General features: G+C 67.2%; 26 protein-coding genes. 19 read left to right on the forward strand and 7 right to left on the reverse strand.

The annotated features are described in order from the left end of the window. Nucleotides 1-134: 134 nt before the first annotated feature. The 3 genes from DN412_RS43505 to DN412_RS26175 form a co-directional block, all read right to left on the reverse strand. Nucleotides 135-293: a hypothetical protein gene (locus DN412_RS43505; protein WP_161564046.1), complete on the reverse strand. Its 159-nt coding sequence runs from the start codon at nucleotides 291-293 to the stop codon at nucleotides 135-137. Nucleotides 294-332: 39 nt separating this feature from the next. After that, nucleotides 333-1,103 carry a class I SAM-dependent methyltransferase gene (locus tag DN412_RS26170; RefSeq protein WP_115214246.1) on the reverse strand — a complete coding sequence of 257 codons (771 nt, stop codon included), beginning with the start codon at nucleotides 1,101-1,103 and terminating at the stop codon, nucleotides 333-335. Nucleotides 1,104-1,471: 368 nt separating this feature from the next. Next, entirely contained in the window at nucleotides 1,472-2,401 is a 930-nt protein-coding gene (locus tag DN412_RS26175; protein WP_167471130.1) for a TauD/TfdA dioxygenase family protein, read from the reverse strand. Between the two features lie 351 nt (nucleotides 2,402-2,752). Between DN412_RS26175 and DN412_RS26180 the strand changes: the two genes are divergently transcribed. The 7 genes from DN412_RS26180 to DN412_RS26210 all read left to right on the forward strand — a co-directional run bounded on the left by DN412_RS26180 (nucleotide 2,753) and on the right by DN412_RS26210 (nucleotide 10,279). Continuing rightward, nucleotides 2,753-3,883, forward strand: a complete 1,131-nt coding sequence (locus DN412_RS26180) for an ABC transporter substrate-binding protein (protein ID WP_115214297.1) — start codon at nucleotides 2,753-2,755, stop codon at nucleotides 3,881-3,883. A gap of 4 nt (nucleotides 3,884-3,887) precedes the next feature. Continuing rightward, entirely contained in the window at nucleotides 3,888-4,724 is an 837-nt protein-coding gene (locus tag DN412_RS26185; protein ID WP_115214248.1) for an ABC transporter permease, read from the forward strand. A gap of 12 nt (nucleotides 4,725-4,736) precedes the next feature. Further along, complete coding sequence (locus DN412_RS26190) at nucleotides 4,737-5,534, forward strand: ABC transporter permease (protein WP_115214249.1); 798 nt, start codon at nucleotides 4,737-4,739, stop codon at nucleotides 5,532-5,534. A gap of 47 nt (nucleotides 5,535-5,581) precedes the next feature. Then, the gene (locus DN412_RS26195) at nucleotides 5,582-6,376 is read left to right on the forward strand and encodes an ABC transporter ATP-binding protein (RefSeq protein ID WP_115214250.1); all 795 of its coding nucleotides are present in this window, start codon (nucleotides 5,582-5,584) and stop codon (nucleotides 6,374-6,376) included. A 31-nt stretch (nucleotides 6,377-6,407) separates the two neighbouring features. Beyond that, nucleotides 6,408-7,370 (forward strand): TauD/TfdA dioxygenase family protein, encoded by a 963-nt coding sequence (locus DN412_RS26200; protein ID WP_115214251.1) that lies wholly within the window; start codon nucleotides 6,408-6,410, stop codon nucleotides 7,368-7,370. A 31-nt stretch (nucleotides 7,371-7,401) separates the two neighbouring features. Continuing rightward, a complete protein-coding gene (locus tag DN412_RS26205; RefSeq protein ID WP_115214252.1) occupies nucleotides 7,402-8,775 on the forward strand; it encodes an LLM class flavin-dependent oxidoreductase in 1,374 nt (457 codons plus the stop codon). Nucleotides 8,776-9,004: 229 nt separating this feature from the next. Beyond that, nucleotides 9,005-10,279 carry an O-acetylhomoserine aminocarboxypropyltransferase/cysteine synthase family protein gene (locus DN412_RS26210; protein WP_115214253.1) on the forward strand — a complete coding sequence of 425 codons (1,275 nt, stop codon included), beginning with the start codon at nucleotides 9,005-9,007 and terminating at the stop codon, nucleotides 10,277-10,279. A gap of 113 nt (nucleotides 10,280-10,392) precedes the next feature. Here DN412_RS26210 and DN412_RS26215 read toward each other — a convergent pair whose 3' ends face one another. Then, entirely contained in the window at nucleotides 10,393-11,352 is a 960-nt protein-coding gene (locus DN412_RS26215; RefSeq protein WP_115214254.1) for a lysylphosphatidylglycerol synthase domain-containing protein, read from the reverse strand. A gap of 413 nt (nucleotides 11,353-11,765) precedes the next feature. On the opposite strand from DN412_RS26215, the gene DN412_RS26225 reads away from it, so the two are divergent. From DN412_RS26225 to DN412_RS26235, 3 genes are all read left to right on the forward strand, one after another. Further along, nucleotides 11,766-12,587 carry a MetQ/NlpA family ABC transporter substrate-binding protein gene (locus tag DN412_RS26225; protein ID WP_115214256.1) on the forward strand — a complete coding sequence of 274 codons (822 nt, stop codon included), beginning with the start codon at nucleotides 11,766-11,768 and terminating at the stop codon, nucleotides 12,585-12,587. Nucleotides 12,588-12,842: 255 nt separating this feature from the next. After that, complete coding sequence (gene pdhA, locus DN412_RS26230) at nucleotides 12,843-13,928, forward strand: pyruvate dehydrogenase (acetyl-transferring) E1 component subunit alpha (RefSeq protein ID WP_115214257.1); 1,086 nt, start codon at nucleotides 12,843-12,845, stop codon at nucleotides 13,926-13,928. A gap of 45 nt (nucleotides 13,929-13,973) precedes the next feature. After that, complete coding sequence (locus DN412_RS26235; protein WP_115214258.1) at nucleotides 13,974-14,951, forward strand: alpha-ketoacid dehydrogenase subunit beta; 978 nt, start codon at nucleotides 13,974-13,976, stop codon at nucleotides 14,949-14,951. Between the two features lie 41 nt (nucleotides 14,952-14,992). Here the strand turns inward: DN412_RS26235 and DN412_RS26240 are convergent, their stop codons facing one another. After that, the gene (locus DN412_RS26240) at nucleotides 14,993-16,042 is read right to left on the reverse strand and encodes an RNA-guided endonuclease InsQ/TnpB family protein (RefSeq protein ID WP_167471132.1); all 1,050 of its coding nucleotides are present in this window, start codon (nucleotides 16,040-16,042) and stop codon (nucleotides 14,993-14,995) included. An 87-nt stretch (nucleotides 16,043-16,129) separates the two neighbouring features. Between DN412_RS26240 and DN412_RS26245 the strand changes: the two genes are divergently transcribed. Beyond that, nucleotides 16,130-17,248, forward strand: coding sequence for a dihydrolipoamide acetyltransferase family protein (locus DN412_RS26245; protein WP_115214260.1), 1,119 nt, complete (start codon nucleotides 16,130-16,132; stop codon nucleotides 17,246-17,248). A 203-nt stretch (nucleotides 17,249-17,451) separates the two neighbouring features. After that, nucleotides 17,452-17,646 (forward strand): CopG family transcriptional regulator, encoded by a 195-nt coding sequence (locus DN412_RS26250; RefSeq protein WP_115214261.1) that lies wholly within the window; start codon nucleotides 17,452-17,454, stop codon nucleotides 17,644-17,646. 1 nt (nucleotide 17,647) lies between these two features. On the opposite strand, the gene DN412_RS26255 is transcribed toward DN412_RS26250, so the two are convergent. Continuing rightward, a complete protein-coding gene (locus DN412_RS26255; protein ID WP_115214262.1) occupies nucleotides 17,648-19,333 on the reverse strand; it encodes a SulP family inorganic anion transporter in 1,686 nt (561 codons plus the stop codon). Between the two features lie 215 nt (nucleotides 19,334-19,548). Between DN412_RS26255 and DN412_RS26260 the strand changes: the two genes are divergently transcribed. Then, entirely contained in the window at nucleotides 19,549-19,986 is a 438-nt protein-coding gene (locus DN412_RS26260) for a universal stress protein (protein ID WP_078201054.1), read from the forward strand. 84 nt (nucleotides 19,987-20,070) lie between these two features. Next, the gene (locus DN412_RS26265; RefSeq protein ID WP_115214263.1) at nucleotides 20,071-20,727 is read left to right on the forward strand and encodes a peroxiredoxin; all 657 of its coding nucleotides are present in this window, start codon (nucleotides 20,071-20,073) and stop codon (nucleotides 20,725-20,727) included. Between the two features lie 316 nt (nucleotides 20,728-21,043). Here DN412_RS26265 and DN412_RS26270 read toward each other — a convergent pair whose 3' ends face one another. Further along, nucleotides 21,044-22,012, reverse strand: coding sequence for a chemotaxis protein (locus DN412_RS26270; RefSeq protein WP_115214264.1), 969 nt, complete (start codon nucleotides 22,010-22,012; stop codon nucleotides 21,044-21,046). Here DN412_RS26270 and DN412_RS45535 point away from each other — a divergent pair. From DN412_RS45535 to DN412_RS26290, 5 genes are all read left to right on the forward strand, one after another. Beyond that, a complete protein-coding gene (locus tag DN412_RS45535; RefSeq protein WP_279635240.1) occupies nucleotides 21,999-22,133 on the forward strand; it encodes a hypothetical protein in 135 nt (44 codons plus the stop codon). The genes DN412_RS26270 and DN412_RS45535 overlap by 14 nt on opposite strands. Before the next feature lie 119 nt (nucleotides 22,134-22,252). Beyond that, nucleotides 22,253-23,122: a GntR family transcriptional regulator gene (locus DN412_RS26275; RefSeq protein WP_425267448.1), complete on the forward strand. Its 870-nt coding sequence runs from the start codon at nucleotides 22,253-22,255 to the stop codon at nucleotides 23,120-23,122. After that, a complete protein-coding gene (locus DN412_RS26280) occupies nucleotides 23,119-24,888 on the forward strand; it encodes a fumarate reductase/succinate dehydrogenase flavoprotein subunit (RefSeq protein ID WP_115214266.1) in 1,770 nt (589 codons plus the stop codon). The genes DN412_RS26275 and DN412_RS26280 overlap by 4 nt, the downstream gene beginning before the upstream one ends. 13 nt (nucleotides 24,889-24,901) lie before the next feature. After that, nucleotides 24,902-25,147 carry a 4Fe-4S dicluster domain-containing protein gene (locus DN412_RS26285; RefSeq protein WP_115214267.1) on the forward strand — a complete coding sequence of 82 codons (246 nt, stop codon included), beginning with the start codon at nucleotides 24,902-24,904 and terminating at the stop codon, nucleotides 25,145-25,147. A 40-nt stretch (nucleotides 25,148-25,187) separates the two neighbouring features. After that, nucleotides 25,188-26,747 (forward strand): ABC transporter substrate-binding protein, encoded by a 1,560-nt coding sequence (locus tag DN412_RS26290; protein ID WP_167471131.1) that lies wholly within the window; start codon nucleotides 25,188-25,190, stop codon nucleotides 26,745-26,747. Nucleotides 26,748-26,753: the final 6 nt, after the last annotated feature.

Genomic DNA, 26,753 nt, shown 5'->3' on the forward strand with positions numbered 1-26,753 from the left:
GATACGCCCTCGTGGAGACTCGCCAACCGCTGAGAACGCTCGATCAGCGCGACACCGTCTCAAAAGCCGCGGCGCACCGATCCATCGGATTCCCTCGGGCTCAAGTCCGACGGACTCCTAGGCACGCCGCTGTTTCATTCCTCCAGCCCGGACTGGCTGCCCACGCGCGCCGGCGTGAACGCCTTGCCCAAGGTCCTGGCCATGCTGGCCATCTGGGAACAGATAGAGGCCAGCACCGGTGCCAGGCGGTCGGCCGCGGTGATCCAGCGGTGCGAGCCCGGCCCCGTGCGCACCGGCGCGGCTTTCTGGGTGCGGCAGGCAACAATGTAGGGTCAGGCGATCCGTTCGCAGTGATAGGCCTCGGTGCGATAGGGGAAGGCAACCTCGGCGCGGCCTGACAGGGCGGAATGTCCCTCGATGACGGCCTGCAGGCGCTGGCGCACGCGGCCCTGCTCGGCTTGCGGCAGCGAGGCGATAAAGCTGACCGACATGACGCGGTCCACAATCACCTGCTGCGGCGCCCCCACATGGGCGTAGGGCAGGCTCTGCAGGGCCAGCGGCCCGAAGCCGTCGGCGGGAAAGACCCGCTTCCAGTCGCCCTTGTAGAAGCGCGGCGCGTCGCCTTCATACGGCGTCATGATGGCCGTCAGCTGCGCCACCCAGTCCACGCTTTCATCGCGCACGTTCCACACCAGCCCGAGCCGGCCGCCGGGACGCAGCACGCGGCGGATTTCCGCCATCGCGCCCGCATTGGCAAACCAGTGGAAGGCCTGCGCGCAGACCACGGCGTCGACGCTGGCATCGGGCAGCGGGATGCTCTCGGCACTGCCTTCCAGCGCCTGCACCGACGGCAGCGCCGCGGCCAGTTGCGCGCGCATCTGCGCGACCGGTTCGACCGCGATCACCGTCGCCCCTGTCTCCACCAGCCGGCGCGTGAACTTGCCGGTGCCCGCGCCCAGGTCCAGCGCGGTGCGGCCGGCGTGCAGGCCCAGCGTGCCACGCAGCCAGGCATCGATTTCAGCGGGATACTCGGGACGTCCGCGCGCGTAGGTATCGGCCTGGCTGGCGAATCCCTGTGCGGCGGCTTCGTGGATGGCGGTCATGGGTGGGCTCCGGTTTGTGTCCTGTTCCGTAGATAGCTTGCCAAAATGAAATCGTCCAGTTGGTCGTCAGGCTAGGCGCGAGGAGGCGCCATAGCCGTAGCTATGGCAACGACGAGCAACGACGCATGGCGGCCAACTGGGCGATTTCATGGCAAGGTATTTGCGGAACAGGACACTAATTACCGGTGCCGTAGCCTACTCTCCATGCCGGCGTCGGGCAAGGCCAGGGTTAGCGGACTAATGCTGCATGCCCCAGCGCCTCTTCGATTGAATGCGTGACGAACAGCAGCGTGAAGGCGGCATCGTCCCGTTGGATTGGCGCTTGCCAGTGCAAGCGCCTGAAATGACTTGCGATACCGCTGCCGACTTCAGCGCGGCACGTCGCCTTCGATGGTGGTGCGGTACATCACGCGCCGCAGTTCAGGCGGACAGCCGGCAGCAAGATGCAGCAGCGAACGGTTGTCCCAGAACACCAGGTCATGCGGCTGCCACTGGTGGCGATAGATATGCGCGGACTTGACGCTGTGCGCGAACAGCTGGTCCAGCAGGTCGCGGCTTTCATCCTCGGGCAGGCCAGCGATGCGGGTGGTGAAGTGCTCGCTGACGAAAAGCGCCTTGCGTCCGGTCTCCGGATGGGTGCGCGCCACCGGCTGCAGCACCGGCCTGACCTGCGCGATCTGCTCCGGGCTCAGGTTGGGCCGCCACGGGCTGCGCTGCTGCAGCTCGGCGTAGCGCGCCAGGTAGGTGTGTTCGGCCTGCAGGCCATCGATTGCGCGTTGCAGCGCGGCCGGCAGCGTGTCCCATGCGAGATGCATGTTGGCGAACAGTGTATCGCCGCCTTCGGCGGGCAGCTCGCGCGCATGCAGCAGCGAACCGAGGCTTGGCTTTTCCTTGTACGACAGGTCCGAATGCCAGAAGTGGCCGGCATCGCCCAGCCCGATCGGCTTGCCGTTCTCGACCACGTTGGACACCACCAACACTTCCGGATGGCCCGGCAGCTGGAACTGGTGCAGCACGTGGATCTGCAGCGGGCCGAAGCGGCGGCTGAAGTCGATCTGCTGCGCGGGCGTGATCTGCTGGTCGCGGAACACCACCACGTGGTAGTCGAGATGGGCGCGATGGATGCGGGCAAAATCCGCGTCGGACAGCGGCGTCGACAAGTCGAGCCCGATCACCTCCGCGCCCAGCGGCGCATCCAGCGGACGGATCTCGAAACTCTGTGCACCCGCAGCAAAGGCGGTGGAAAGCGGCGCGCTCTGCTGGCGCGAAACACTGGCGTGGGCGGTTGCGGTCGTCATGGCAAGCTCTGGCATACGGGGGAAGCCGGTGCGGCATCGGTGATCATTGATGTCCCGGGATGCCGCCTACAAGCTTGCACTGTAGAGAGCTGGCCATTGCAGGGTCAACGAATCATATTGCTGGCCCTTATCCGCTTATCGCATATCCATGTCTCGACACTTGGCAATGGCGCGAGGTGAGCCTCTTCGTTAGCTCACTCGGCCAACGAAGAAGATTGCATGCCGATATGCCAACGCCGCGCCGCGCGCTATATGCGCGCGGCCGATAACCAAAGCCGGAATCATTCGTTCAGGTTCGCGCGCAGCGCCGCTTATCGTGGAGCCGTCCTCCACTTCAAGAAGGTCCGCACGATGACGACCCCGCGCCCCGATGCCACCGCCGCACACACACTGACCCGCCGCGACCTGCTGCGCTGCGCGGCCTGGTCCGGCCTGGGCATGGCGGCTTCGCTGTCGCCGCTGTCCGCGTTCAGCGCCAGCCCAGCCGCGCGGCCCGACGTGATCCGCATCGGCGTGGCCCAGCCCGCCACCGGCACGCCGCCCAGCTTTGCCGGCAGTTCGCTGGCGATTGCCCATGCACGCGGCTGGCTGGAGGAATCGTTCAGGCCGACCGGCACGCGCGTCGAGTGGTTCTTCTTCAAGGGCGCGGGCCCGGCGGTCAACGAGGCGCTGGCCAACCGCCAGCTCGACTTCGCGCTGCAGGGCGACCTGCCCTCCATCGTGGCGCGCTCCGCCGGCCTGAAGACGCGGCTGGTGCTGGCCACCGGCGTGCGTGCCAATATCTATGTCGGCGTGCCGCCCGATTCGCCGCTGAAGACGGTCGGCGACCTGCGCGGCAAGCGCGTCTCGCTGTTCAAGGGCACCAACATGCATCTGCCCGCGCTGCGCCTGCTGGAAGCGAACGGGATCACCGACAAGGACCTGCGCCTGCTGAACCTGGACACCGCCGGCTACCTGGCGGCGCTGTCCACGCGCGATATCGACGCCGCCATCGGCGCCATGGACATCCTGCGCCTGCGCGACAAGGGCGCGGTGCGCATCCTGTACTCCAGCAAGAACCAGTCGCCGATCTACACGCGGCAAAGCCACGTGCTGGTGACCGATGACTTTGCCGGGCGCTATCCGGAAGCCACGCAACACCTGGTGAAGGCTGCGGTCGAGGCGGCACGGTGGGCCTCGGACGAACGCCATCGTGAGGAAGTGCTGCGCACCTGGGCGCGAGCGGGTACGCCTTATGACCACTGGAAGGAAGACTTCGACGGCGAGCCGCTGCGAGTGCGGGTGAACCCGAATTTCGATCCTTTCCTGGTCAGCCGCTACAAGGATGCGGTCGAGCAAGCCTATCGCTTCAAGCTGAGCCGCGCGCGCTTTGACGTGGACCAGTGGATCGACCAGCGCTTCCTGAGGACTGCCCTCAACGACCTGAGCCTGCAGAGCTACTGGCCCGTCTACCAACCCAACGGCAAGATCCTGGGAGCCTGACATCATGTCCGTCGCCGATTCGCTTTCACTGCCCGCCGCCGCGACACCGCGCGTTGCGACTCCGCGCCACCCACTGCACTGGCAGGACGTCACCCGCTGGCTGCTGGCCTGGCCGGTGCCGCTGGCGCTGCTGCTGGTCTGGTATGTCGCTGCCCGCAATGCGTGGATTCCGCCGCAGGTGCTGCCCGCGCCGGAGGACGTGGCGCGCACGCTGGCCGACCTGTGGCAAAGCGGCGAGCTGCAGGCCAATCTGGCCATCAGCGCGCTGCGCGTGGCCGGCGGCTTCGCCGTGGGGCTGGCCGGGGGCCTGGCGCTGGGCGTGGCCATGGGCCTGTCGCCGACCTTCCGCGACTATGTCTACCCGACCTTCAAGGCCTTCAGCCAGGTGCCGGTGCTGGGCTGGCTGCCGCTGCTGATGCTACTGGTCGGCATCGACGAGGCGCTCAAGGTGATCCTGATCGCCAAGGCTGCCTTCGTGCCGGTCGCGCTGAACACCTACAAGGGCATCGGCAGCGTGCCGACGCGCTACCTGGAAGTGGCGCGCGTGCTGCAGCTCACGCGCTGGCAGACGCTGTCGCGCGTGGTGCTGCCCGCCGCGGCCGCGCCGGTGTGGAACGGGGTGCGCTACGGCCTGACGCACGCGTGGCTGGCGCTGGTGGTGGTGGAGCTGCTGGCCTCGTCCGAGGGGCTTGGCTACATGATTGTCTATGGGCGCCAGCTGTTCCAGCTCGACATGGTGCTGGCCGCAGTGGTGGTGGTCGGCGTAGTGGGCTTTGCACTGGACAAGGCGCTGGCGCTGGCCGAAGGCGCGGTGCTGCGCTGGCGCAAGCCGGGCTTCTGAGGCGAGGCTGAGATGACCACTTCCTCCCTGCGCCAACGACTTCGCCTGCCGCGCGCATTGCGTGGCTGGGTGCTGCCCCTCATGTTGCTTGCCCTGTGGTGGGCCGCCGTGCGATTCGGCTGGACCACCTCGCCGCTGCTGGTGCCAGTCTCCAGCGTCTGGGACACCGCCGTGCGGCAGGTACAGAGCGGCGCGCTGGCCACGGCATTGGCCGCCAGCCTGTGGCGCGACCTGGCCGGCTTTGCCATCGGCGCCAGCGCCGGGCTGGTGTTCGGCACGGCGCTGGGGCTGTCGCGCCTGTTCGAGCACCTGGTCGGCCCCAGCTTCCATACCGTCAAGCAGATCTCGCTGTTCGCGTGGATCCCGCTGATCTCGGTCTGGTTCGGGCTGGGCGATGCCGCCAAGGTCGTGTTCCTGTCGCTGGCGGCATTCTTCCCGGTGGTGCTCAACACCTTCGAAGGCATTCGCGCCGTGCCGGCCGACCTGCTGGAAGTGGCGCGAGTGCTGCGCTTCAACCGCACTCAGGTGCTGTGGCGTGTGGTGCTGCCATCGGCGGCGCCGTCGATCTTCGCCGGCATCCACCTGGGCCTGATCTACGCGTGGCTGGCCACGCTCGGCGCGGAGTACCTGCTGGTATCCGGCAAGGGCATCGGCAACACCATGGTCGATGGCCGCGAGAACTTCTGGATGGACCTGGTGATCTTCGGCGTGATCGTGGTCGGCCTGGTCGGCTTCACGCTGAACTGGCTCGCCAGCCGCATCGAATCCCGCCTGCTCGCCTGGCGCGGGCGCTCGGTAGCCGCCGGCTGAGCCACCAAGCCTTTGCCACGATGCCCCTCATTGAACGGAGACCCCCCATGCCACATGCCGGCACGCTAAGCATCGCGCACCTGCACAAGCAATACGAAGTCGAGGGCCGGGCCTTGCCCGTGCTCGAGGACATCACCCTGACCATCGCCCCGGGCGAGTTCGTCAGCATCGTCGGCGCCAGCGGCTGCGGCAAGTCCACCCTGCTGCGGCTGGTGGTCGGACTGGAAGAGGATTACCGCGGCGAGATCCTGCTGGACGGCAAGCGCATATCGGGCACCAGCCTGCAGCGTGGCATCGTGTTCCAGGAGCACCGGCTGTTCCCGTGGCTGACGGTCGAGCAGAACATCCGGGTCGCGCTGCTCAACACACCGGGCAGCGACACGGAGAAGGACCGCAACGTTGCCGAGCATATCGCGCTGGTGGGCCTGCGCGGCTTCGAGCATGCCTATCCGCACCAACTCTCTGGCGGCATGTCGCAACGCGTGGCGATTGCGCGGGCATTGGTGACACGGCCCGAGATCCTGCTGCTCGACGAGCCCTTCGGCGCGCTCGACGCGATGACGCGGGCCTACCTGCAACAGGAACTGCAGCGCATCTGGCAGGCCGAGGGCATCACCATGATTCTGGTCACCCACGACGTGGAAGAAGCCGTGTTCCTGGGCGACCGCGTGGTGGTGATGGAGCCGCGCCCCGGCCGCATCCGCCGCATCGTGCCGGTAGACCTGCCGCATCCGCGCCAGCGTTCCGGGCTGCCCTTTGCCCAGGTGCGCGATGCCGTGCTGCGCGAGTTCGCCGGGCAGGAGCCGGTCGCGCAGCCCACACCCGAACCTGAGTTCGCCTGACCCAAACCCCTTACCTCCCGGGAGCTTTGCGATGACCCAAGCCAACGCCACGCAAGACCAGACCGTCCACCTCGACATCCACCCGGTCGCCGGCCGCATCGGCGCCGAGATCCGCGGCGTCGCGCTGCACGGCGACCTGCCGCCCGCGACCTTTGCCGCCATCCGCGCCGCACTACTCAGGCACAAGGTGCTGTTCTTCCGCGACCAGGTGCATCTGGACGACGCCGCGCAGCAGGGCTTTGCGCGCCTGTTCGGCGACACCGTGCCGCACCCGACCGTGCCCTCGCGCGACGGCACGCTGTTACTTGAGCTCGACTCTCAACACGGCGGCCGCGCCAACTCCTGGCATACCGACGTGACCTTCGACCTGGCCTACCCCGCGGTCTCGGTGCTGCGTGCCGTGACCGTTCCCGCCGCCGGCGGCGACACGGTGTGGACCAATACCGCCGCCGCTTACCAGGACCTGCCCGAGCCGCTGCGCGCGCTGGCCGACAAGCTGTGGGCGCTGCACACCAACGACTACGACTACGCGGCCACGCGCGTCAATCCGAGCGACGAAGGGCTCAAGCGCTACCGCGAAGTATTCACCTCGGCGCTCTACGAAACCGAACATCCGGTGGTACGCGTGCATCCGGAAACCGGCGAACGCACGCTGGTGCTGGGCCACTTCGTCAAGAAGCTGCTGGACTACTCGTCGGCCGATTCGGCGCACCTGATTGCCGTGCTGCAGGGCCATGTGCAGCGGCTGGAGAACACCGTGCGCTGGCGCTGGCGCGCGGGCGATGTCGCCATCTGGGACAACCGCGCCACCCAGCACTACGCCATCAACGACTATGGCGACGCGCACCGCGTGGTGCGCCGCGCCACCGTGGCCGGCGATATCCCGGTAAGCGTGGATGGGCGCCACAGCGTGGCAGTGAAGACCGCCGTGCGTCGCGAGGACGCAGCGCCGGCCAACCAGTCCGCCGCCGCCGCGCAACGGCAAGCGGCCTGATCCAGCCTGTCTCTTCCGGGGAGCACGATCCATGTCACAGCAAAAGCCGCCGCGCCTGCTGCACCTGGGCGCCTTTGTCCAGGCCACCGGGCATCATGTTGCCGGGTGGCGCCATCCGGGCGCGCAGGCCGATGCCGGGCGCAACCTGGCGCACTACACCGCGCTGGCGCAGCGCGCCGAGGCCGCGGGGTTCGATGCGCTGTTCCTCGCGGACGGCGTCGCCATCCGCGGCATGGACGACGCCACTCTGCCGCGCACCGCGCGCGCCGCCACCTTCGAGCCGCTGACGCTGTTGTCCGCGCTGGCCGCGGTCACGCAGCGCATCGGCCTGGTGGCGACCGTCTCCACCACCTACAACGAGCCCTTCCACGTGGCGCGCAAGTTCGCCTCGCTCGACCACCTCAGCGGCGGCCGCGCTGGCTGGAACGTGGTGACGTCGTGGTCGGACGCCGAGGCGCGCAACTTCAGTCTGGAGCATCATCCCGCGCACGCCGACCGCTATGCCCGCGCCGAAGAGTTCGTCGACGTGGTGACCGGGCTTTGGGACACCTGGGAGGACGATGCCTTCCTGTACGACAAGGCCAGCGGGCTGCACTACGATGCGGACAAGCTGCACACGCTGGACCATCGCGGCGAGCACTTCCAGGTGCGCGGGCCCCTCAACGTCCCGCGCCCGCCACAGGGCCATCCGGTGATCGTGCAGGCCGGCTCGTCCGATGCCGGGCAGGAACTGGCGGCACGCACCGCCGAGGTCATCTTCACCGCGCAGCAGTCGCTGGCCGATGCGCAGGCCTTCTATCGCGGGCTGAAGGGACGGCTGGCGCGCTATGGCCGCACCCCCGACCAGCTCAAGATCCTGCCGGGCGTGTTCCCGGTGGTGGGCCGCAGCGAGGCCGAGGCACAGGAGAAATTCGAGGCGCTGCAAAGCCTGATTCATCCGTCGGTAGGACTGGCGCTGCTGTCGCAGCACCTGGGCGGCATCGACCTGGGCGGCTACCCGCTGGACGGCCCGCTGCCCGACAACCTGGTCGAACCGAACGGCGCCAAGAGCCGCTTCCAGCTGGTCACCGGCCTGGCCCGGCGCGAGGGGCTCACCATCCGCCAGCTTTGCCTGCGCGTGGCCACCGCGCGCGGCCACTGGTCGATCCACGGCACGCCGCAGTCCATCGCCGACCAGCTGCGGGCGTGGTTCGAGGACGAGGCCGCCGATGGCTTCAATGTCATGCCGCCGTGGCTGCCTGGCGGACTCGACGACTTCATCGAGCTGGTGTTGCCGGAACTGCGCCGGCGCGGGCTCTTCCGCGAGCGCTACACCGGCACCACGCTGCGCGAGCACCTGGGACTGCGCCGACCGGAGAACCTGCGCTGGCAGCAGGCCGATCAGCCGGCGGCCGTTGGCGCATGACGGTCCGCGGGCGTGCCGCGCATATCCAAATGCAATAACCTTCCTTGCCTCGCGGGGTCCCATCCGCAACCATAGCGGCCACGCCGCAACGGCAGTGCGCGGACCGGCTGGTACCATCGCACGGCCTGGTGCGCCCGCGCGGCGCACCGCTCGGCATGCCCGGCGTCACGGCAGGCCCTGCCGCGGTGCGCCGGTCCGGCACCCAACAGCGAGAAGAAGAGAGAAGAACATGAAACTCGAAACCCTGGCCGTCCATGGCGGCTATTCGCCCGATCCGACCACGCGCGCGGTGGCCGTGCCCATCTACCAGACGGTGGCCTACGCCTTCGACAACGCCCAGCACGGCGCCGACCTGTTCGACCTGAAGGTGGCCGGCAATATCTACAGCCGCATCATGAACCCGACCAATGACGTGCTCGAGCAGCGCCTGGCCGCGCTCGAGGGCGGCGTAGGGGCACTGGCGCTGGCATCGGGCATGGCGGCAATCACATACGCCATCCAGACCATTGCCGAGGCCGGCGACAACATCGTCTCGTCGAGCCAGCTCTATGGCGGCACCTACAACCTGCTGGCACATACGCTGCCGCAGTCCGGCATCGAGACCCGCTTTGCCGATGGACGCAACCCGGCCAGCTTCGGCGACCTGATCGACGCGCGCACCAAGGCGATATTCGTCGAGTCAGTGGGCAACCCGCTCGGCAACGTGGTCGATATCGAAGCCATTGCGCGCGTGGCGCACAACCACGGCGTGCCGCTGATCGTCGACAACACGGTGCCGTCGCCCTACCTGTGCCGGCCGTTCGAGCATGGTGCTGACATCGTCGTGCATTCGCTGACCAAGTACCTGGGCGGTCACGGCAACAGCGTCGGCGGCGCCATCATCGACAGCGGCAAGTTCCCTTGGGCCAAACACAAGGAACGCTTCAAGCGCCTGAACGAGCCCGACGGGTCCTACCACGGCGTGGTCTATACCGAGGCGCTGGGAGCGGCCGCCTATATCGGCCGCGCGCGCGTGGTGCCGCTGCGCAATACCGGCGCGGCGCTGTCGCCGTTCAATGCCTTCCTGATCCTGCAGGGCATCGAGACGCTGGCGCTGCGACTGGACCGCATCACCGAGAACGCGCTGGCGATCGCCCGCCACCTGCAGCAGCATCCCAAGGTGGACTGGGTCAACTTTGCCGGCCTGCCCGAGCATGCCGACCACGCGCTGGTGCAGAAGTACCTGGGCGGGCGCGGTCCAGGCATCCTGTCGTTCGGCCTGAAGCAAGGCGGCCGCGAAGGCGGCGCGCGCTTCCTGGATGCGCTGCAGCTGTTCACGCGGCTGGTCAATATCGGCGATGCCAAGTCGCTGGCCACGCATCCGGCGTCGACCACGCACCGTCAGCTCAATGCCGATGAGCTGAACGCGGCTGGTGTCAGCGAGGACATGGTGCGGCTGTCGGTGGGCATCGAGCATATCGATGATCTGATCGAGGATCTGGATCGGGCGTTGGCGGCGGCCTGAACTCGGAGGACAGAGCCAGTTTGTTTGCTCCCCTCTCCCACTGCGCGGGAGAGGGGAGCGTATGCGAGAGGCGACAGCATTCTCGAAAGCTATCGGCCAGCTAACCGTACCTGTCACACCCCACCGCGCTTGCCATGCGCCTCCAGCATGAAATACCCCAGCGACCCAATCACCAGCGGAATCACGTAATACAACGCCCGATACGCAATCAGCGCCGCCAGCAGCAGCCCGTGCGGCACCTGGCCGCCCAGCATCGTCAGGAACACGGTCTCGATCACGCCGAGCCCGCCCGGGATCCGCACCACTACGCCCGCCAGCCCCGAGGCCAGCAGCACCCCAAGCACCGTGAAGTACGCCGCATGCGTATGCAGCAGTGAATACAGGATCGCCGCCATCGCCATCCAGTGGGCGGCCGACAACAGGCATTGCAATGCCGCGAAGCGCACCGGCGGCACATAGATGTCGTGGTCGCTCACGGTGCGATGGCGGCCGTGCCACGCAGCGCAGGCGGCCAGGTAGCCTGCGGGGATCGCCAGCATCATCATGCCCAGCACCTGTGTCAGCGCCGCGGGAATGCCCCACTCCGGCGGCAGCACCACCACTTGGCCGGCGAGAATCCCCCCCGCCAGCAAGGCGTAGCCGAGCCAGTTGCTGCTCACCACCACCACGAACAGGCTCCAGATCTGCGGCGGGCTCAGCCCGGCGCGCGAATACAGCCGGTAGCGCACGCCCGCGCCGCCCAGCGTCGCGCCAAGGTTGAGACTGAGCGTGTAGCTGACATAGGCGATGGCCATCACCCGGCGCAGCGGCAGCGGATGCCCGGCATAGCGGCAGCCGAGCACGTCGAACTGGCTGTACAGCAATCCGCTCAGCACCACGAAGCCGGCCGCCGGCAGCAGCGTGCGGGCGTTGAAGCCGCGCAGCGCGGTCAGCACCGCGTTCCAGTCGATGGCGCCCAGCTTGCGCGCGATCAGCGCCAGCACCGCGGCGATGAACAGCAAACCGATGGCACGCCGCCACGCGGGCCAGTGTGCGTGCTGGCGGATGGCCGACAGGGTGGCCGCGCCCATCATTGCGCGCGCCCCCTCGTCAGGGCCGGCGGGACTGTGCAGGAATGCTGGGGTGCAACAACCACGCCGGTATGCAATTTCTGGCCTGCCTCGTCTTCAAACAGGATAAAAGTTTCCGTCGCTACGCTTTCGCGCGCGCGCCGGATCGCGTCGGTCCCGCACGAGAGCAAGCACGCCTCGCGGTTCCCAGGCCGGTGGGGGTTTTGCGGGGTGGACTGCATTGGTGTCATGGCGGTACAGAGTGCAAACACCATGCCAGCGGCACCGTCAGTGCATGGTAGCACCGGTTTCCTTATTCACCCCGGGCATATGACCATGCGTAATATCTCGTTCGCCTATTGCCTGCCCTTCCATACAATGGGCCAACGCCGCGGCAGGACGCTGCAGGCCTCCAACAACATAACGGGGAGCATCAGATGCAATACGGGAAATTCGGCTTCGTCGCAAAGCTGGCGGCAGCGGTGCTGGCACTGGGCCTGATCCAGGGTGCGGGCGCGGCCGATCCGGACAAGAAGGAAATCCGCTTCGGTGCTACCGCCGGCCCCTACGCCGACCAGATCCGCTACGGCGTGAAGCCGGTGCTGGAAAAGCGCGGCTACAAGGTCACCATCATCGAGTTCAGCGACTACGTGCAGCCGAACCTGGCGCTGGCCGACGGCGCCATCGACGCCAACGCGTTCCAGCACGTGGCCTACCTGAAGAAGTTCTCGGCCGACCGCAAGCTGGCACTGAGCGACGTGATCCAGGTGCCGACCGCGCCGATCGGCATCTACAGCCGCAAGCACAAGGCCCTGACCGAAGTGAAGGCCGGCAACACGGTGTCGCTGCCGAACGACCCGACCAACCTGGCGCGCGCGATCGCCATCCTGCAGCAGATCGGCTGGGTCACGCTCAAGCAGGGCACCGACCCGATCCGTGCCAGCGAACGCGACATCGACGCCAACCCGCACAAGCTCAAGCTGATCCAGCTGGAAGCCGCGCAGCTGCCGCGCTCGCTCGACGATGTGGACTATGCCTTCGTCAACGGCAACTATGCGCTGGCCTCTGGCCTGAAGCTGACCTCGGCGCTGGCGCTGGAGAAGATCCCCGACTACTACATGAACCTGGTGGCGGTAAAGACGGCGGACCTGAACAAGCCCTTCGTCAGGGACATCCGCGAGGCCTACGAGTCGGCCGAGTTCAAGGCCGTGATGCAGCAGCGCTTTGCGGGCTTCGTCCCGCCGCCATACCAGCGCTGAGCCACCGCGCTCCCGCCAGCAAGGAAGCGCCGCCAGGCGCTTTTTTGCTTTCCGGGCCGCCGCCGCGCGCATTGTGCGCAGCAAGACAATTTTGCGCCGCGCACGCCGCGCAAATGCCCTACACTCAAGCTCAAGTCCCCCGCGCCCAAGAAGCACGCCAGGGATCACAACGCGATCATTGCTGCGGATAGCTGCGAAGATCCTCGCGCCTGTCCACGCGGATCATATCGAGACAACCGCATCGAGAGACCTGCCATGTCCACGGTTGCGCGCTTCGAGATCGGCTATACCCGCTACCTTGCCCCGCCGGGCGACACGTCCCCCCCCACCTCTTCCCCTCCACCGCTGGCCAGCGATCCTGACGCACTGGTGCCGCTGTACCAGGCGATGGTGCTGACGCGCCAGTTCGACCTGAAAGCGATTGCCATGCAGCGCACCGGCAAGATCGGCACCTTCGCCTCGGCGCTGGGCCAGGAGGCCATCGGCGTGGGCGTGGCCCATGCCATGCGGCCCGAGGATGTGCTGGTGCCCTCGTACCGCGATCACGCGGCGCAGTTTGTGCGGGGCGTCACGATGACCGAGAGCCTGCTGTACTGGGGTGGCGACGAGCGCGGCAGCGGCTTTGCGGCGGCGCCGCATGACTTTGCCAACTGCGTCCCGATCGGTACCCAGGTATGCCACGCGGCCGGCGCCGCCTATGCGTTCCAGCTGCGCGGCGAGCCGCGCGTGGCGGTCTGCCTGCTGGGCGACGGCGGCACCTCCAAGGGCGATTTCTACGAGGGCATGAACATGGCCGGCGCATGGCACGCGCCGCTGGTGATCGTGATCAACAACAACCAATGGGCGATCTCGATGCCGCGCAGCGGCCAGACCGCGGCGCAGACGCTGGCGCAGAAGGCCATTGCCGCGGGCATCCCGGGCGAGCAGATCGACGGCAACGACGTGGTCGCGGTGCGGCACCGCGTGGGCGAAGCCATCGAGCGCGCGCGCGCCGGCGGCGGCCCCGCGCTGATCGAGGCCATCACCTACCGCCTGGGCGACCACACCACCGCCGACGACGCCTCGCGCTACCGCGACGAGGCCAGCGTCAAGGCGCACTGGCAGGAAGAGCCGCTGCTGCGGCTGCGCACCCACCTGCTGGCCCTGCATGCGTGGGACGCAACGCGCGAGGAAGCACTGGTCAAGGCGTGCTCGCAGCAGGTCGCGCAGGCCGTGGAAGCTTACCTGGCCCTGCCGCCACCAGACCCGGCCGCGATGTTCGACTGCCTGTACGCGGCCATGCCGCCTGAACTGCAGGCGCAGCTCGAGATTGCCCGGCGCTTCCCGGCGCCACACGGATGACCCGCGAACCCTGCGCCTCCACGTAGCGACCACAGCGAGCGAACCATGGCCGAAATCAATCTGGTCGAAGCAGTCAACCTGGCGCTGGCCCATGCGCTGGATCACGATCCCGATGTACTGCTGCTGGGCGAGGATATCGGCGTCAACGGCGGCGTGTTCCGCGCCACGGCGGGCCTGCAGGCGCGCTTCGGCGCGGCGCGGGTCATGGATACGCCGCTGGCCGAGGGCGGCATCGTCGGCGCGGCGATCGGCATGGCGGCGATGGGGCTCAAACCGGTGGCCGAAATCCAGTTCACCGGCTTTATCTACCCGGCGGTCGATCACATCATCAACCACGCCGGGCGCATGCGGCACCGCACGCGCGGGCGCCTGTCGTGTCCGCTGGTGGTGCGTTCGCCATGCGGCGCCGGCATCCATGCGCCCGAACACCATTCCGAAAGCCCGGAAGCGATGTTCGCGCACATGCCCGGCATCCGCGTGGTGGTGCCGTCGTCGCCGGCGCGCGCGTACGGGTTGCTGCTGGCGGCCATCGCCGATCCGGACCCGGTCATCTTCCTCGAGCCCACGCGGCTGTATCGCCTGTTCCGCCAGGAAGTGGCCGACGACGGCGCCGCGCTGCCGCTGGACACCTGCTTCACGCTGCGCGAAGGCAGCGATATCACGCTGGTGAGCTGGGGCGCGATGGTGCAGGAGACGCTCGCCGCCGCCGACGCCCTGGCCGGCGAGGGCGTCACGGCCACGGTCATCGACGTGGCCACGCTCAAGCCTCTGGATATGCAGACAATTTTGGAGTCGGTGACACGCACCAGCCGCTGTGTGATCGTGCACGAGGCCCCGCGCACCGCCGGCTTTGGCGCAGAAATCGCCGCGCAGCTCGCCGACGCGGGCCTTTACTCGCTGGCCGCGCCGGTGCAGCGCGTCACCGGCTTCGATACCGTGGTGCCGCTGGCTCGGCTGGAATACACCTACCTTCCGAGCGTCGCCCGCATCGTCGACGCGGCGCGAAAGGCGATGGCGGCATAACGCATGGATTGGCGAGGCGGACCGTTGACATCCTCCCCTCCCTAAAGGGAGGGGATTCCCTCCGCAGGCGATCGATGTCCCGATCGGGCAAGGATATTTAGCGCAGCGTTCACATCGCGATCATGTACAGCACCGCATTCACTGCATACCCACTGCCTTATTCCAAGGTCTGCGATACCTTTCGGCCTCTCCGGCGGCATTGCGTCGCACGAAGAGCAGACCTGGGTGGTGAAACGTTCGTCGACTTCCTCGTACCACGCGCCATGCGCAATCGCCTTGTACGCGAGCATTGTACGGAAGGACGACCAGCCCGCATCGAGGACGGACTTCGCCATGCTGGTCCTGGCGAGGCCGGCGGCGTTCACATTACCCACCGCGATGTAGTCAAAGTCCCGCACGAGGCGATGCGAGAGCTTGTGCAGGAAGTCACGCCGCGCATTGGCGATGCGCGCGTGGAGGTTCATTGCCAGTCGCTTCTTGCGCGCCCGTTGCGCCTTGGCAAGGGCTTGCTCGAGTTGGCCAAGGTGGCGTGGATTCTCGACTTTCTCGGCGGTGGAAAGCGTGGCAAGGTCCTTCAAGCCCAGATCGATGCCGACGCCGCGCGCCGGGGACCGGGCCTGAGTGTCGGCAACGTCAATCACGATGTTCAGGAACCAGTTACCTCGCGCGTCGCGGGAGAAATTCGTGCCGTCCTTGATCTTGCCTTCGGGAAGGGGACGGGAGTTGAAAACGCGAAACGTATTGCCGGCAAAGCGGAACGCATCGCCAGAACGCTTGAGATCTCGCCCCTTGAGCGGCACCCAGCCGAGGGATCTGCGGCCGCGATAGCGCAGGTACGGCCGGCGGTGCTGGCTACGCGACTTGGCGTACTGCTCGCAAACCGCGTTGACGGTACCCGAATGGATGCCAAGCTCCCTGCTGCTGCCGGTCGTCAGCCCGTTCAGATCGAAACCCGTAGGCCATTTTTTGCCCCATTTCAGCGCGTGCTTCTGCGTGTCATTGCAGAAGTTCCAGACGTAGTTCACCGCGCGGCTCTGCTGATTGAGCAGGCCGTTCAGCGACTTCACCCGGTAGCGATAGACGACAAGCATGTCGGTCATTCTAATTTGGGATTGCTTGCTGCCGGCAGCACTCCTTTACTCCCCCCCTGAAGGTCGGGGTTACTCGGAGCAAGTCTGATGAGAGTCTTCAAGCTGCCCGACTTGGGCGAGGGCCTGCAGGAGGCCGAGATCGTGACCTGGCACGTCAAGACCGGCGACACCGTGGCCGCGGACCAGCCGCTGCTGTCGGTGGAGACGGCCAAGGCGATTGTGGAAATACCGTCGCCCTTTGCCGGCACCATCGGCAAGCTGTTTGCGCAGCCCGGTGACATCGTCCACCTGGGCGCGCCGCTGGTCGGCTTCGAGGGTGCGGGCGAAGACGCCGACGCCGGCACCGTGGTGGGTTCGGTTCAGGTCGGCACGCACGTGGTCAATGAAGCCGCGCCACCTGGCACCGCAGCAGTTGTCACCGGCATGGCCGCTCGCGTCAAGGCCACGCCCGCGGTGCGCGCGCTGGCACGCCGGCTGGGCGTGGACCTGGCGATGGCCACCGCCTCCGGACCCGAAGGCGTGGTGACCGCCGCCGATGTCGAACGCGTGGCCGCCACGCTGGCCGAACTGGGCGCGCCCGAAGTGCTGCGCGGCGTGCGCCGCGCGATGGCACAGAACATGGCGCGCGCGCAGGCCGAAGTGGCCGCCGCCACCGTGATGGACGACGCCGACATCCACGCCTGGCAGCCCGGCGCCGACGTCACCATCCGACTGGTGCGCGCGCTGGTGGCCGGCTGCCTCGCCGAGCCCGGCCTCAATGCCTGGTACGAAGGCCAGACCGGCCGCCGCCACGTGCTGAAGAAGATCGACGTCGGCATCGCCGCCGACCTGCCCGAAGGCCTGTTCGTGCCGGTGCTGCGCAACGTCGGCAACCGCGACGCGGCCGACCTGCGCCATGGCCTGGACCGCATGCGCGCCGATATCCGCGCGCGCACCATCGCACCGGAAGAGATGCGCGGCAACACCATCACGCTATCCAACTTCGGCATGATCGCGGGGCGCTATGCCGCGCCCATTGTCGTGCCGCCTACCGTGGCGATCCTGGGTGCGGGTCGCGTGCGCGAGGAAGTGGTCGCGGCCGGCGGCGTGCCGGCGGTGCACCGGGTGATGCCGCTGAGCCTGACGTTCGACCATCGCGTGGTGACGGGTGGGGAGGCGGCTCGGTTTCTGGCGGCGGTGATTGCGGATCTGGAGATGGCGGTGTAGGGGGCAGGATAAAGCATTGACTGTCCGACGGCATCTACGAACACTGCCGCCCCTCGCATACGCTCCCCTCGCCCGCCTGCGGGAGAGGGGAGCAAACCGCCGGCGTGCAGGCACCAGTCGGTCGCTGCAGTGGCCCTGTATATAATGCGTTTCCGATCGCCGCTGCCGTCAAGCCGGACCCATCCGGACAGCCGGACACCCTCATGGAATCCAAGACCGCCCGCCTTACCATCCTGATCGACCCGGTCAAGAAAAAGGCCTTTGAAGCCCTGTGCGCGTCGCAGGACCTGACACCGTCGCAGGTCGTGCGCCAGCTGATCCGCGAATACCTGGCCCAGCACGGCGTGGAATACGCCACCAAGGCCAGGCCGGCGGGCAGCACGCGGCAGAAGAAGTAACTCAGCGCGGGGCGGTGCCCTCGCCTTTATCCTCGCCTGCCAGCTCGCCGCAGCGCCGCACCGCCTGCGCCAGCGAATCCACGTAGTTGCCCTCCCCCAGCGCCGCCAGCACGCCCGCGCGCGCCAGCTTTTCCCTGACCCGCTCGTTGGCTTCGGCCAGCACCACCGCCACGCCGCGCTTCTGCAGCGTGACGACCACCGCCTCCAGCGTCTGCAGGCCGGTCATGTCCATGAACGGCACGCGGCCCAGCCGGATCAGCAGCACGCGCGGCTCGGTGTGGGTCTGCACCAGCGCGCGCTCGCAGGCTTCGACGGCGCCGAAGAAGAACGGGCCGTCGATCGCATAGACCAGCACGTCGGGCGGCATGTGCGCGGGCAGGCCGGCACCGGTGTCGCCCAGTTCGCGCGCCAGGTCCACGGTATCCTGGCGCGCCACCTCCACCGATGCCGACATGCGCCGCAGGAACTGCAGCATGGCCAGGATCACGCCGATATTGACCGCCACCACCAGGTCGGTCAGCACCGTCAGCGTAAAGGTGATCAGCAGGATCGCCACGTCGGCGCTCGGCGCGCGCCGGACCATGCGGGCGAACTGGCGCATCTCGCTCATGTTGTACGCCACCACGAACAGGATCGCGGCCAGCGTTGCCAGTGGCACGCTGGCCGCCAGCGGCGCCAGGAACAGCAGCACCAGCACCAATGTCAGCGCATGCACCACGCCGGCCAGCGGGCTGTTGCCGCCGTTGCGGATATTGGTGGCGGTGCGTGCGATGGCGCCCGTGGCGGCAAACCCGCCGAACAGCGGCGCCAGGATATTGGCGACGCCCTGGCCGACCAGTTCCTGGTTGGAGTCGTGCCGGGTGCCGGCCATGCCGTCAGCCACCACCGCGGACAGTAGCGACTCGATCGCGCCCAGCATGGCGATGGTGAACGCCGGGCCGGCGAGTTCCAGCACGCGGGCGAGCGTAATGTCCGGCAGCGCCGGCGTGGGCAGCCCGCGCGGCAGGCCGCCAAACGCGGTGCCGATGGTGGCGACGCCGTCGAAGCGGAACAGCGCCTGCACCGCGGTAGCCGCCAGCAGTGCCACCAGCGGCCCGGGGATACGCCGCAGCCAGCGCACGCGCGGCGCGCCCAATACCAGCGCCAGGCTGCCAAGCGCCAGCGCGGTGGTGGCCGGGTGCCATTGCGGCAGCGCCTGCAGCAAGTGCCAGAATTTTTCGTGGAAATGCTCGCCGGCCACCGGCGGCAGGCCGAAGAAGTCGCGCCACTGGCCGACAAAGATGATCACGCCGATGCCCGCCGTGAAGCCGACGATCACCGGCGCGGGGATAAACCGGATCACGCTGCCCAGCCGTGTCAGGCCCATCGCCAGCAGGATCAGCCCCGCCATCAGGGTCGCGATCTGCAGACCGTCGATGCCATGGCGCGCGGTCACCGCGGACAGCACCACGATAAAGGCGCCGGTGGGCCCCGCGATCTGCAGCCGGCTGCCGCCGAACAGCGACACCGCCAGCCCGGCGACGATGGCCGTGTACAGGCCCTGCTCCGGCTTGGCGCCGGACGCAATCGCGAAGGCCATCGCCAGCGGCAGCGCCACCACCCCGACGATCACGCCCGACACGATATTCGGCAGCCAGTTGCCGCGTCGGAACAATCCGGCCAGCCAAGCTTCGCGCAGCGCGATCATGCGTTCATCCCTCGGGTTGGTGCAGGAACAAGGTGCATTGGATGATAACAGGATGTTAATGTTCCCTGCCCCGGCCGGCTTGCGGCCGGCGCCGGCATATCCGTCATTGCGGCCCTGTCGCTTATGCCACTCAATTCCTATACTGGATTGGCTCGCCCGGCAGTCAGCGGACGAGCCAGGCGGACGCGGTATCTCTCTGCAATCGGAGGCTCATCATGTTCAGGCACCTCCTTGTACCTACCGACGGCTCCGCGCGTGCCGACGCCATGGCGGCCCGCGCCATGGCGTTCGCCAGCCGTATCGGCGCCCGCGTGACCGGGCTGCATGTGATTCCCGAGTATCACGTACTGACCTACCGGCTGACCAGCCTGCAGGACACCAAGGACACCTTCGCCGCCGAAGCCGCACGCCACGCGGACACCTTCCTGGCCGCGCTCAGCCACACCGCCTCCCAGGCCGGCGTGCCCTGCGAGACCATCACCGCCACCGACGACCATCCCTGGCAGGCCATCATCCAGTGCGCGCAGCAACGCGACTGCGACCTGATCGTGATGTCGTCGCATGGCAAACGCGGGCTGCAGGCGCTGCTGATCGGCAGCGAGACGCACAAGGTCCTGACCCACAGCACGATCCCGGTGCTGGTCTTCCGCTAGGGACAACGAGCAACCGCGCGCGGCGCCGGGCGGCACCAGGTCGACGCGCATTTCCACACCACGCCAACTGCAAGGAGCGCAACCATGGCGATTCGACTGGGCGAGCAAGCCCCTGATTTCACCGCCGACACCACGGAAGGCAAGATCAGCTTCCATGAGTGGATCGGCGACAGCTGGGCCATCCTGTTCTCGCATCCCAAGGACTTCACGCCGGTGTGCACCACCGAACTGGGCTATATGGCCGGGCTCAAGCCCGAGTTTGACAAGCGCAATACCAAGATCATCGGCCTGAGCATCGACCCGGTCGGTGACCACCAGCGCTGGGCCAAGGACATCGAGGAAACGCAAGGCCATGCGATCAACTATCCGATGATCGGCGATGCTGACCTGACCGTGGCCAAGCTCTACGACATGATCCACCCCGAGGCCAGCGGCAGCGGCCCGCGCACGGCGGTGGACAACGCCACCATCCGCTCGGTGTTCCTCATCGGCCCGGACAAGAAGGTCAAGGCAATGCTGGTGTACCCGATGAGCGCGGGGCGCAATTTCGACGAGGTGCTGCGGCTGCTGGATTCGCTGCAGCTCAATGCCAAGCACACCGTGGCCACGCCGGTGAACTGGAAGCCGGGTGAGGACGTCATCATCCCGACTTCGGTCTCGGACGAGGATGCAAAGAAGAAGTACCCGCAGGGTTTCAAGACCCTGAAGCCTTACCTGCGTACGGTGGAGCAGCCCAAGTAAGGAAAAGCGAGGGGAGCAGGGAGAGCGAGGAGCGGCAGCACCAGGGAGCGCGGCCGGCGTGGCAGTCACGCCAGGCCAGCGTCGGACTTCCCGGCCGGTATCGAGCTATGCCGGCCGGGAAGGGTCCGGCTGGTCCGACTTGTCCACAGGAACTATCCACAGGTTCAGTGGATATCCCCCCTCTTGACAACCGCAAAGGGCGCGCCGGGGCTGGAACACACTGGAGTGCCCGTTTTATAGGCAACCCGCCGGCGTACGGGAATGGTTGCGGGCGTTTGAATTTTGTGCCTGTTGCGATTCTTCCGCCGCGAGGCGCTCAGCGCGTCAGCACCTCGCGGATGGTGTCGGCCAACTCCTTGGCCACGAACTTGGCCACGTAGGCGTCCGCGCCCACCTTGCGCACATGCTCCTCGCTGGCTTCGCCCGACAGTGATGAGTGAATCACCACGGGCAGCGACTTCAGCCGGCTGTCCGCCTTGATCTTGCGGGTCAGCGTAAAGCCGTCCATCTCCGGCATTTCCAGGTCGGTCAGTACCAGCGCCACGTCGTCGTGCACCGACCTGCCGTGGCTGGCCGCCTCGGCCGCCATGCGGTCCAGCAGCTCCCACGCCTCCTTGCCCGACTTGGTCATCACCACCGGCGCCCCCAGCGCCTTCAGCCCCTGCTCGATCAGGCCGCGCGCCAGGGCCGAATCGTCGGCGGCAATGACCCTGGCGCCCGGACGCAGGCTCAACTGCGGGCCAACCGTACCCGGGTCCACGTCCGGCTGGCGCGTCGGCAGCACATCGCGCAGGATCTGCTCCACGTCCAGCACCTGGACCAGCCGCGACGGGTCCGTGCCCCCCTCGGTGTTCCCATCCAGCTTGGCGATGCTGGTGACGTGACCGGTCCGTACGCTGCCCTCGGCCGAATGCACCTGGTTCCACTCCAGGCGCACGATTTCCTCCACCCCCTCCACCGCAAAACCCTGCGTCGAACGTGCATATTCCGTCACCAGCAGGATGCCCAACCCGGTGCGCGGCTTGCACCCGACCAGCCTGGGCAGGTCGATCACCGGGATCACCTGTCCGCGGATATCCGCCATGCCCAGGATCGACGGGTCGGCGCCGACCACCGTCACCACCGGCGGCATCACCAGGATCTCGCGCACCTTGAAGACGTTGATGCCGAACAGCTCCGACTGACCCGAGTGCTCGGCCTCGCCGAGCCGGAACAGCAACAACTCGAACTGGTTGTTGTTGGTGAGGTTGGTCCGTTCGTCGATGTCCCTCATGGAACTGCTCATGCTGCGCTCCCGTGCCGTGCGTGTGGTGTTTGCCGCCGTCGTTGTCATCGGCCTGCTGCCGCGGCGGATCGCGGACGGCAGGGGTCATGACTGGATATCGGCGGACGGCATCGGGAGTTGAGCGGGGCATGCACCGCATGTTCGGATTTCATCCTTGGATATCCGGATTGCTTCGTTCCTCCGGCACAGCGTCGTCCATATAGTGGCTTCCAACTTGCCATAACACGTTATGTCGATCCGATGACCTCCCGGACCAACGCGGTACCCGCTTCCAGCCCCACGGCACTGGCGTCACCGATGCCGATCCCGCTGCCGCTCTACACGCAGATCAAGGATGCCTTGCGCGCCCGCATCCTGGACGGCACCTATCCGCCCCACCACCAGATGCCGTCGGAGAGCGAGCTGGGTGAAAGCTTCCGCGCCAGCCGCATCACCGTGCGCCAGGCGCTGGGTGACCTGCAGAAGGAAGGCCTGATCTTCAAGGTCCACGGCAAGGGCACCTTCGTCTCTAAGCCGCGCGCCTTCCAGAACGTGACCTCGCTGCAAGGCTTTGCCGAGGCGATGTCGAGCATGGGCTATGAAATCCTGAACCAGGTGCGCAGCTGCAAATGCGTCCCGGCCAGCCGTCACGTTGTCACGCAACTGCGGCTGCGCGAAGGCGATCCCGTGGTCGAGATCCGGCGCGTGCGCCTGCTCAACCGCGAACCGGTGTCGCTGGAACTCACATGGGTGCCCGCCGCCATCGGCCGCCGCCTGCTCAATGCCGACCTGGCGACGCGCGACATCTTCCTGATCCTGGAGAACGACTGCGGCGTGAAGCTCGGCCATGCCGACCTGAGCGTCGACGCCGTCCTGGCCGACGACGACCTGACCCAGGCGCTGCGCATCCAGGAAGGCGCGCCGGTGCTGCGCATCGAACGCCTGACCCACGACGCGCAAGGCGCGCCGATCGACTACGAGTTCCTCTACTTCCGCGGCGACGCGTTCCAGTACCGGCTGCGCGCGGACCGGCACAAGGCAGCGCCCGCCACCCACATCACCAACGCCACCAACGCCACCGGCCGCGCACGGCCCCGCAAACCAGCCAGCAAGGGGAAGCCCTCCGCATGAATACCCTGACTCACGAGTACGACATCGTTGTCGTCGGCGGCGGCACCGCCGGCCCGATGGCCGCGATCAAGGCCAAGGAACGCAACCCCGCGCTGCGCGTGCTACTGCTCGACAAGGCGCACGTCAAGCGCAGCGGCGCCATCTCGATGGGCATGGACGGCCTGAACAATGCCGTGATTCCCGGCCACGCCACGCCCGAGCAGTACACGCGGGAGATCACCGTGGCCAACGACGGCATCGTCGACCAGTCCACCGTCTATGCCTACGCGCGCCACAGCTTCGCCACTATCGAGCAGCTGGACCGCTGGGGAGTCCGCTTCGAGAAGGACGAGACCGGCGACTACGCAGTCAAGAAGGTGCATCACATGGGCTCCTATGTGCTGCCGATGCCGGAAGGACACAACGTCAAGAAGGTGCTGTACCGCCAGCTCAAGCGCGCGCGGGTGGAGATCACCAACCGCATCGTCGCCACGCGCGTGCTGACCGATGCCAGCGGCGCCGCCAGCGGCGTGATGGGCTTCGACTGCCGCACCGCGGACTTCCACGTGATCCGCGCGCGCGCCGTGATCCTGTGCTGCGGCGCGGCCGGCCGCCTGGGCCTGCCCGCCTCCGGCTACCTGATGGGCACCTACGAGAACCCGACCAATGCCGGCGACGGCTATGCCATGGCCTATCACGCCGGCGCGGCGCTGGCCAACCTGGAATGCTTCCAGATCAATCCGCTGATCAAGGACTACAACGGGCCGGCCTGCGCCTACGTGACTGGTCCGCTGGGCGGCTATACCGCCAACGGCAAGGGCGAGCGCTTTATCGAATGCGACTACTGGAGCGGCCAGATGATGTGGGAGTTCTACCGGGAGCTGCAGGGCGGCAACGGCCCGGTCTTCCTGAAGCTGGACCACCTGGCGGAAGAAACCATCCAGACCATCGAGACCATCCTGCACACCAACGAACGTCCCAGCCGCGGCCAGTTCCATGCCGGGCGCGGCACCGACTACCGCAAGCAGATGGTGGAGATGCATATCTCCGAAATCGGCTTCTGCAGCGGCCACAGCGCTTCCGGCGTGCATATGAATGAGCGGGCCGAGACCACGGTGCCGGGCCTGTACGCCGCCGGCGACATGGCCGCCGTGCCGCACAACTACATGCTGGGTGCCTTCACCTATGGCTGGTTCGCCGGCCACAACGCAGCCGACTACGTCGCCGGTCGCGGGCTGCCTGAAGCCGATGCGGCCCAGGTCGGGGCGGAGCGCGCGCGCGTGTTCGCACCGCTGGCCCGCGAGAGCGGCCTGCCGCCCGCTCAGGTGGAATACAAACTGCGCCGCATGGTCAACGACTACCTGCAGCCGCCCAAGGTCACGCGCAAGATGGAAATCGGCCTGCAGCGCTTTGACGCCATCGCCGAGGACATCGGCCAGATCCGCGCCGCCAATCCGCACGAGCTGATGCGCGCGGTCGAGGTGATGGCGATCCGTGACTGCGCGGAGATGGCGGCGCGAGCCTCGCTGTTCCGCACCGAGAGCCGCTGGGGCCTCTATCACCATCGCGTCGACTATCCGCAGCGCAATGACGCGCAATGGTTCTGCCATACGCACCTGAGCAAGGATGAAGCCGGACGCATGGTCAGCCACAAGCGCGCAATCGAGCCGTACATCGTCCCGGTGGAAGGCGACGACGCCACCGCCTACCAGCGGCTGCGCGTCAGCCGCGGCCAGGCATCCGCCACTGCCGCGCCCGCCAAACCCGCCACCCTGGCTGTCGCCTGAAGGAACCCACGCCATGGCCTATACCCCGCATGAGATTGCCCAGCGCAGCAGCGCGCCGGTCACCATCGACGAAGACAAGTGCATTGCCGACAAGGGCTGCACGGTCTGCGTCGATGTCTGCCCGATGGACCTGCTGGCCATCGACCTGAGCAAAGGCAAGGCCTTCATGCAGTTCGACGAGTGCTGGTACTGCATGCCCTGCGAGAAGGATTGCCCGACGGGCGCGGTCAGGGTCGAGATTCCGTACCTGCTGCGTTGATTGCCCCGCTTCATGACCACAGCACCACAGAGATAGCCCCATGAAAGCCTCCACCAGCATCCACCTGCTCCTGGCGCTTGCCGCCGCCAGCCTGGCGGGTTCGGCCAGCGCCGAAACCATCCGTGTCGCCGTCGGCACGCAGGACACCACCATCAACTGCGCCACCGGCGGCCTGCTGATCCGCGAGCTGAAGCTGCTCGACAAGTACCTGCCCCGCACCGGCAAATACAAGGACGTCACCTACGACGTGCAATGGAAGAACTTCACCTCCGGCCCGCCGCTGACCAACGAGATGGTCGCCGACAAGCTGGATATCGGTGCCATGGCGGATTTCCCCGGCTCGCTCAACGCCGCGGCCTTCCAGAAGGCCGGCAAGAAGAGCATGTTTATCGCGCCGCTGTCGGGCAACGCGATCGGCACCGGCAACGGCATCGTGGTGCCGGCGGATTCTCCGGTCCAATCGCTGGCGGAGCTCAAGGGCAAGACCATCTCGGTGCCGTTCGGCTCCACTGCGCACGGCATGCTGCTGCGCGCGATCAGGCGCCAGGGCTGGGACCCGGACAAGGACGTGATGCTGGTGTCGCAGTCGCCCGAGGTTGGCGGCTCGGCCTTGCAGGCGCATAAGGTGGACGGCCACGCCAACTTCGTGCCGTTCCCCGAGCTGTTCGTCTTCCGCGGCCTTGCCCGTAAGATCTATGACGGCGCCCAAGCCGGGGCACCCACCTTCCATGGCGCGCTGGTGAACGCGGAATACGCGCAGAAGTACCCGGAGATCGTGGTGGCCTACCTGCGTGCCGCGATCGAAGCCGACCGCCTGATGGCGGCGGAGCCCGAGAAATACAGCGAGCTGATTGCCAGGGTGACCGGCATCGACGCCGAGGTGGACTACCTGTTCCATGGTCCGCTCGGCCTGCAGAACCGCGACTACACCTGGAAGCCGGAGTACCGCCAGGCGCTGCAGACCTCGATCGAGACGCTGAAGTTGCTCAAGCGCACCGATGCCGACCTCAGCGCCGATACCGTGATCGACGACCGCTACATCCGCGAAGCCTTCAGGCTGGAAGGCCTGGACTACGAAGCGCGCCTGAAGTCCTACGACAAACAGCCCCTCGCTGCCAAGGACGCAGGCAGCGGCAAGGCCATCGCCGAACCGAAGCTGTGGCTGCAGAGCGAGCCCAGGGTGCGCGCTTATGCCTCGCCGGCGGCGGCATTCGCCGCGCTCAGGCAGCGGGCGAAGGAGGGCAAGCAGGCGCGCGTGCTGATCAACCGGCCGCGCGTGCTGCTGATGGACGAGCCCTTCGGCGCGCTCGACGCGCAGACCCGCGCGCACATGCAGGCCCTGCTGCTCGACGTCTGGGCGCAGATGCGCACCACCGTGGTCTTCGTCACCCATGACATCGACGAGGCGCTGTTCCTGGCAGACCGCGTGCTGGTGATGTCGCAGCGGCCCGGACGCATCCTGGAAGATATCGCCATCCCCTTCGCGCGGCCCCGCCGCGCCGAGCTGATGACCGAAGACGATTTCATCCGGCTCAAGCGCCGCTGCCGCGATCTTCTGCACGACAACCCCCAGGCCGGCGCGCTCGCGGCCGCTGCCTGACCGCCA

Origin of the sequence: Cupriavidus lacunae (assembly GCF_003353055.1) — a bacterium.
Lineage (GTDB): Bacteria > Pseudomonadota > Gammaproteobacteria > Burkholderiales > Burkholderiaceae > Cupriavidus > Cupriavidus lacunae.

Coding starts and splice junctions, on each gene's coding strand:
- DN412_RS26170 (WP_115214246.1), bottom strand. CDS start 1,103: ATGACCGCCATCCACGAAGCCGCCGCACAGGGATTCGCCAGCCAGGCC.
- DN412_RS26175 (WP_167471130.1), bottom strand. CDS start 2,401: ATGACGACCGCAACCGCCCACGCCAGTGTTTCGCGCCAGCAGAGCGCG.
- DN412_RS26180 (WP_115214297.1), top strand. CDS start 2,753: ATGACGACCCCGCGCCCCGATGCCACCGCCGCACACACACTGACCCGC.
- DN412_RS26185 (WP_115214248.1), top strand. CDS start 3,888: ATGTCCGTCGCCGATTCGCTTTCACTGCCCGCCGCCGCGACACCGCGC.
- DN412_RS26190 (WP_115214249.1), top strand. CDS start 4,737: ATGACCACTTCCTCCCTGCGCCAACGACTTCGCCTGCCGCGCGCATTG.
- DN412_RS26195 (WP_115214250.1), top strand. CDS start 5,582: ATGCCACATGCCGGCACGCTAAGCATCGCGCACCTGCACAAGCAATAC.
- DN412_RS26200 (WP_115214251.1), top strand. CDS start 6,408: ATGACCCAAGCCAACGCCACGCAAGACCAGACCGTCCACCTCGACATC.
- DN412_RS26205 (WP_115214252.1), top strand. CDS start 7,402: ATGTCACAGCAAAAGCCGCCGCGCCTGCTGCACCTGGGCGCCTTTGTC.
- DN412_RS26210 (WP_115214253.1), top strand. CDS start 9,005: ATGAAACTCGAAACCCTGGCCGTCCATGGCGGCTATTCGCCCGATCCG.
- DN412_RS26215 (WP_115214254.1), bottom strand. CDS start 11,352: ATGATGGGCGCGGCCACCCTGTCGGCCATCCGCCAGCACGCACACTGG.
- DN412_RS26225 (WP_115214256.1), top strand. CDS start 11,766: ATGCAATACGGGAAATTCGGCTTCGTCGCAAAGCTGGCGGCAGCGGTG.
- pdhA (WP_115214257.1), top strand. CDS start 12,843: ATGTCCACGGTTGCGCGCTTCGAGATCGGCTATACCCGCTACCTTGCC.
- DN412_RS26235 (WP_115214258.1), top strand. CDS start 13,974: ATGGCCGAAATCAATCTGGTCGAAGCAGTCAACCTGGCGCTGGCCCAT.
- DN412_RS26240 (WP_167471132.1), bottom strand. CDS start 16,042: ATGCTTGTCGTCTATCGCTACCGGGTGAAGTCGCTGAACGGCCTGCTC.
- DN412_RS26245 (WP_115214260.1), top strand. CDS start 16,130: ATGAGAGTCTTCAAGCTGCCCGACTTGGGCGAGGGCCTGCAGGAGGCC.
- DN412_RS26250 (WP_115214261.1), top strand. CDS start 17,452: ATGGAATCCAAGACCGCCCGCCTTACCATCCTGATCGACCCGGTCAAG.
- DN412_RS26255 (WP_115214262.1), bottom strand. CDS start 19,333: ATGATCGCGCTGCGCGAAGCTTGGCTGGCCGGATTGTTCCGACGCGGC.
- DN412_RS26260 (WP_078201054.1), top strand. CDS start 19,549: ATGTTCAGGCACCTCCTTGTACCTACCGACGGCTCCGCGCGTGCCGAC.
- DN412_RS26265 (WP_115214263.1), top strand. CDS start 20,071: ATGGCGATTCGACTGGGCGAGCAAGCCCCTGATTTCACCGCCGACACC.
- DN412_RS45535 (WP_279635240.1), top strand. CDS start 21,999: ATGGAACTGCTCATGCTGCGCTCCCGTGCCGTGCGTGTGGTGTTTGCC.
- DN412_RS26270 (WP_115214264.1), bottom strand. CDS start 22,012: ATGAGCAGTTCCATGAGGGACATCGACGAACGGACCAACCTCACCAAC.
- DN412_RS26275 (WP_425267448.1), top strand. CDS start 22,253: ATGACCTCCCGGACCAACGCGGTACCCGCTTCCAGCCCCACGGCACTG.
- DN412_RS26280 (WP_115214266.1), top strand. CDS start 23,119: ATGAATACCCTGACTCACGAGTACGACATCGTTGTCGTCGGCGGCGGC.
- DN412_RS26285 (WP_115214267.1), top strand. CDS start 24,902: ATGGCCTATACCCCGCATGAGATTGCCCAGCGCAGCAGCGCGCCGGTC.
- DN412_RS26290 (WP_167471131.1), top strand. CDS start 25,188: ATGAAAGCCTCCACCAGCATCCACCTGCTCCTGGCGCTTGCCGCCGCC.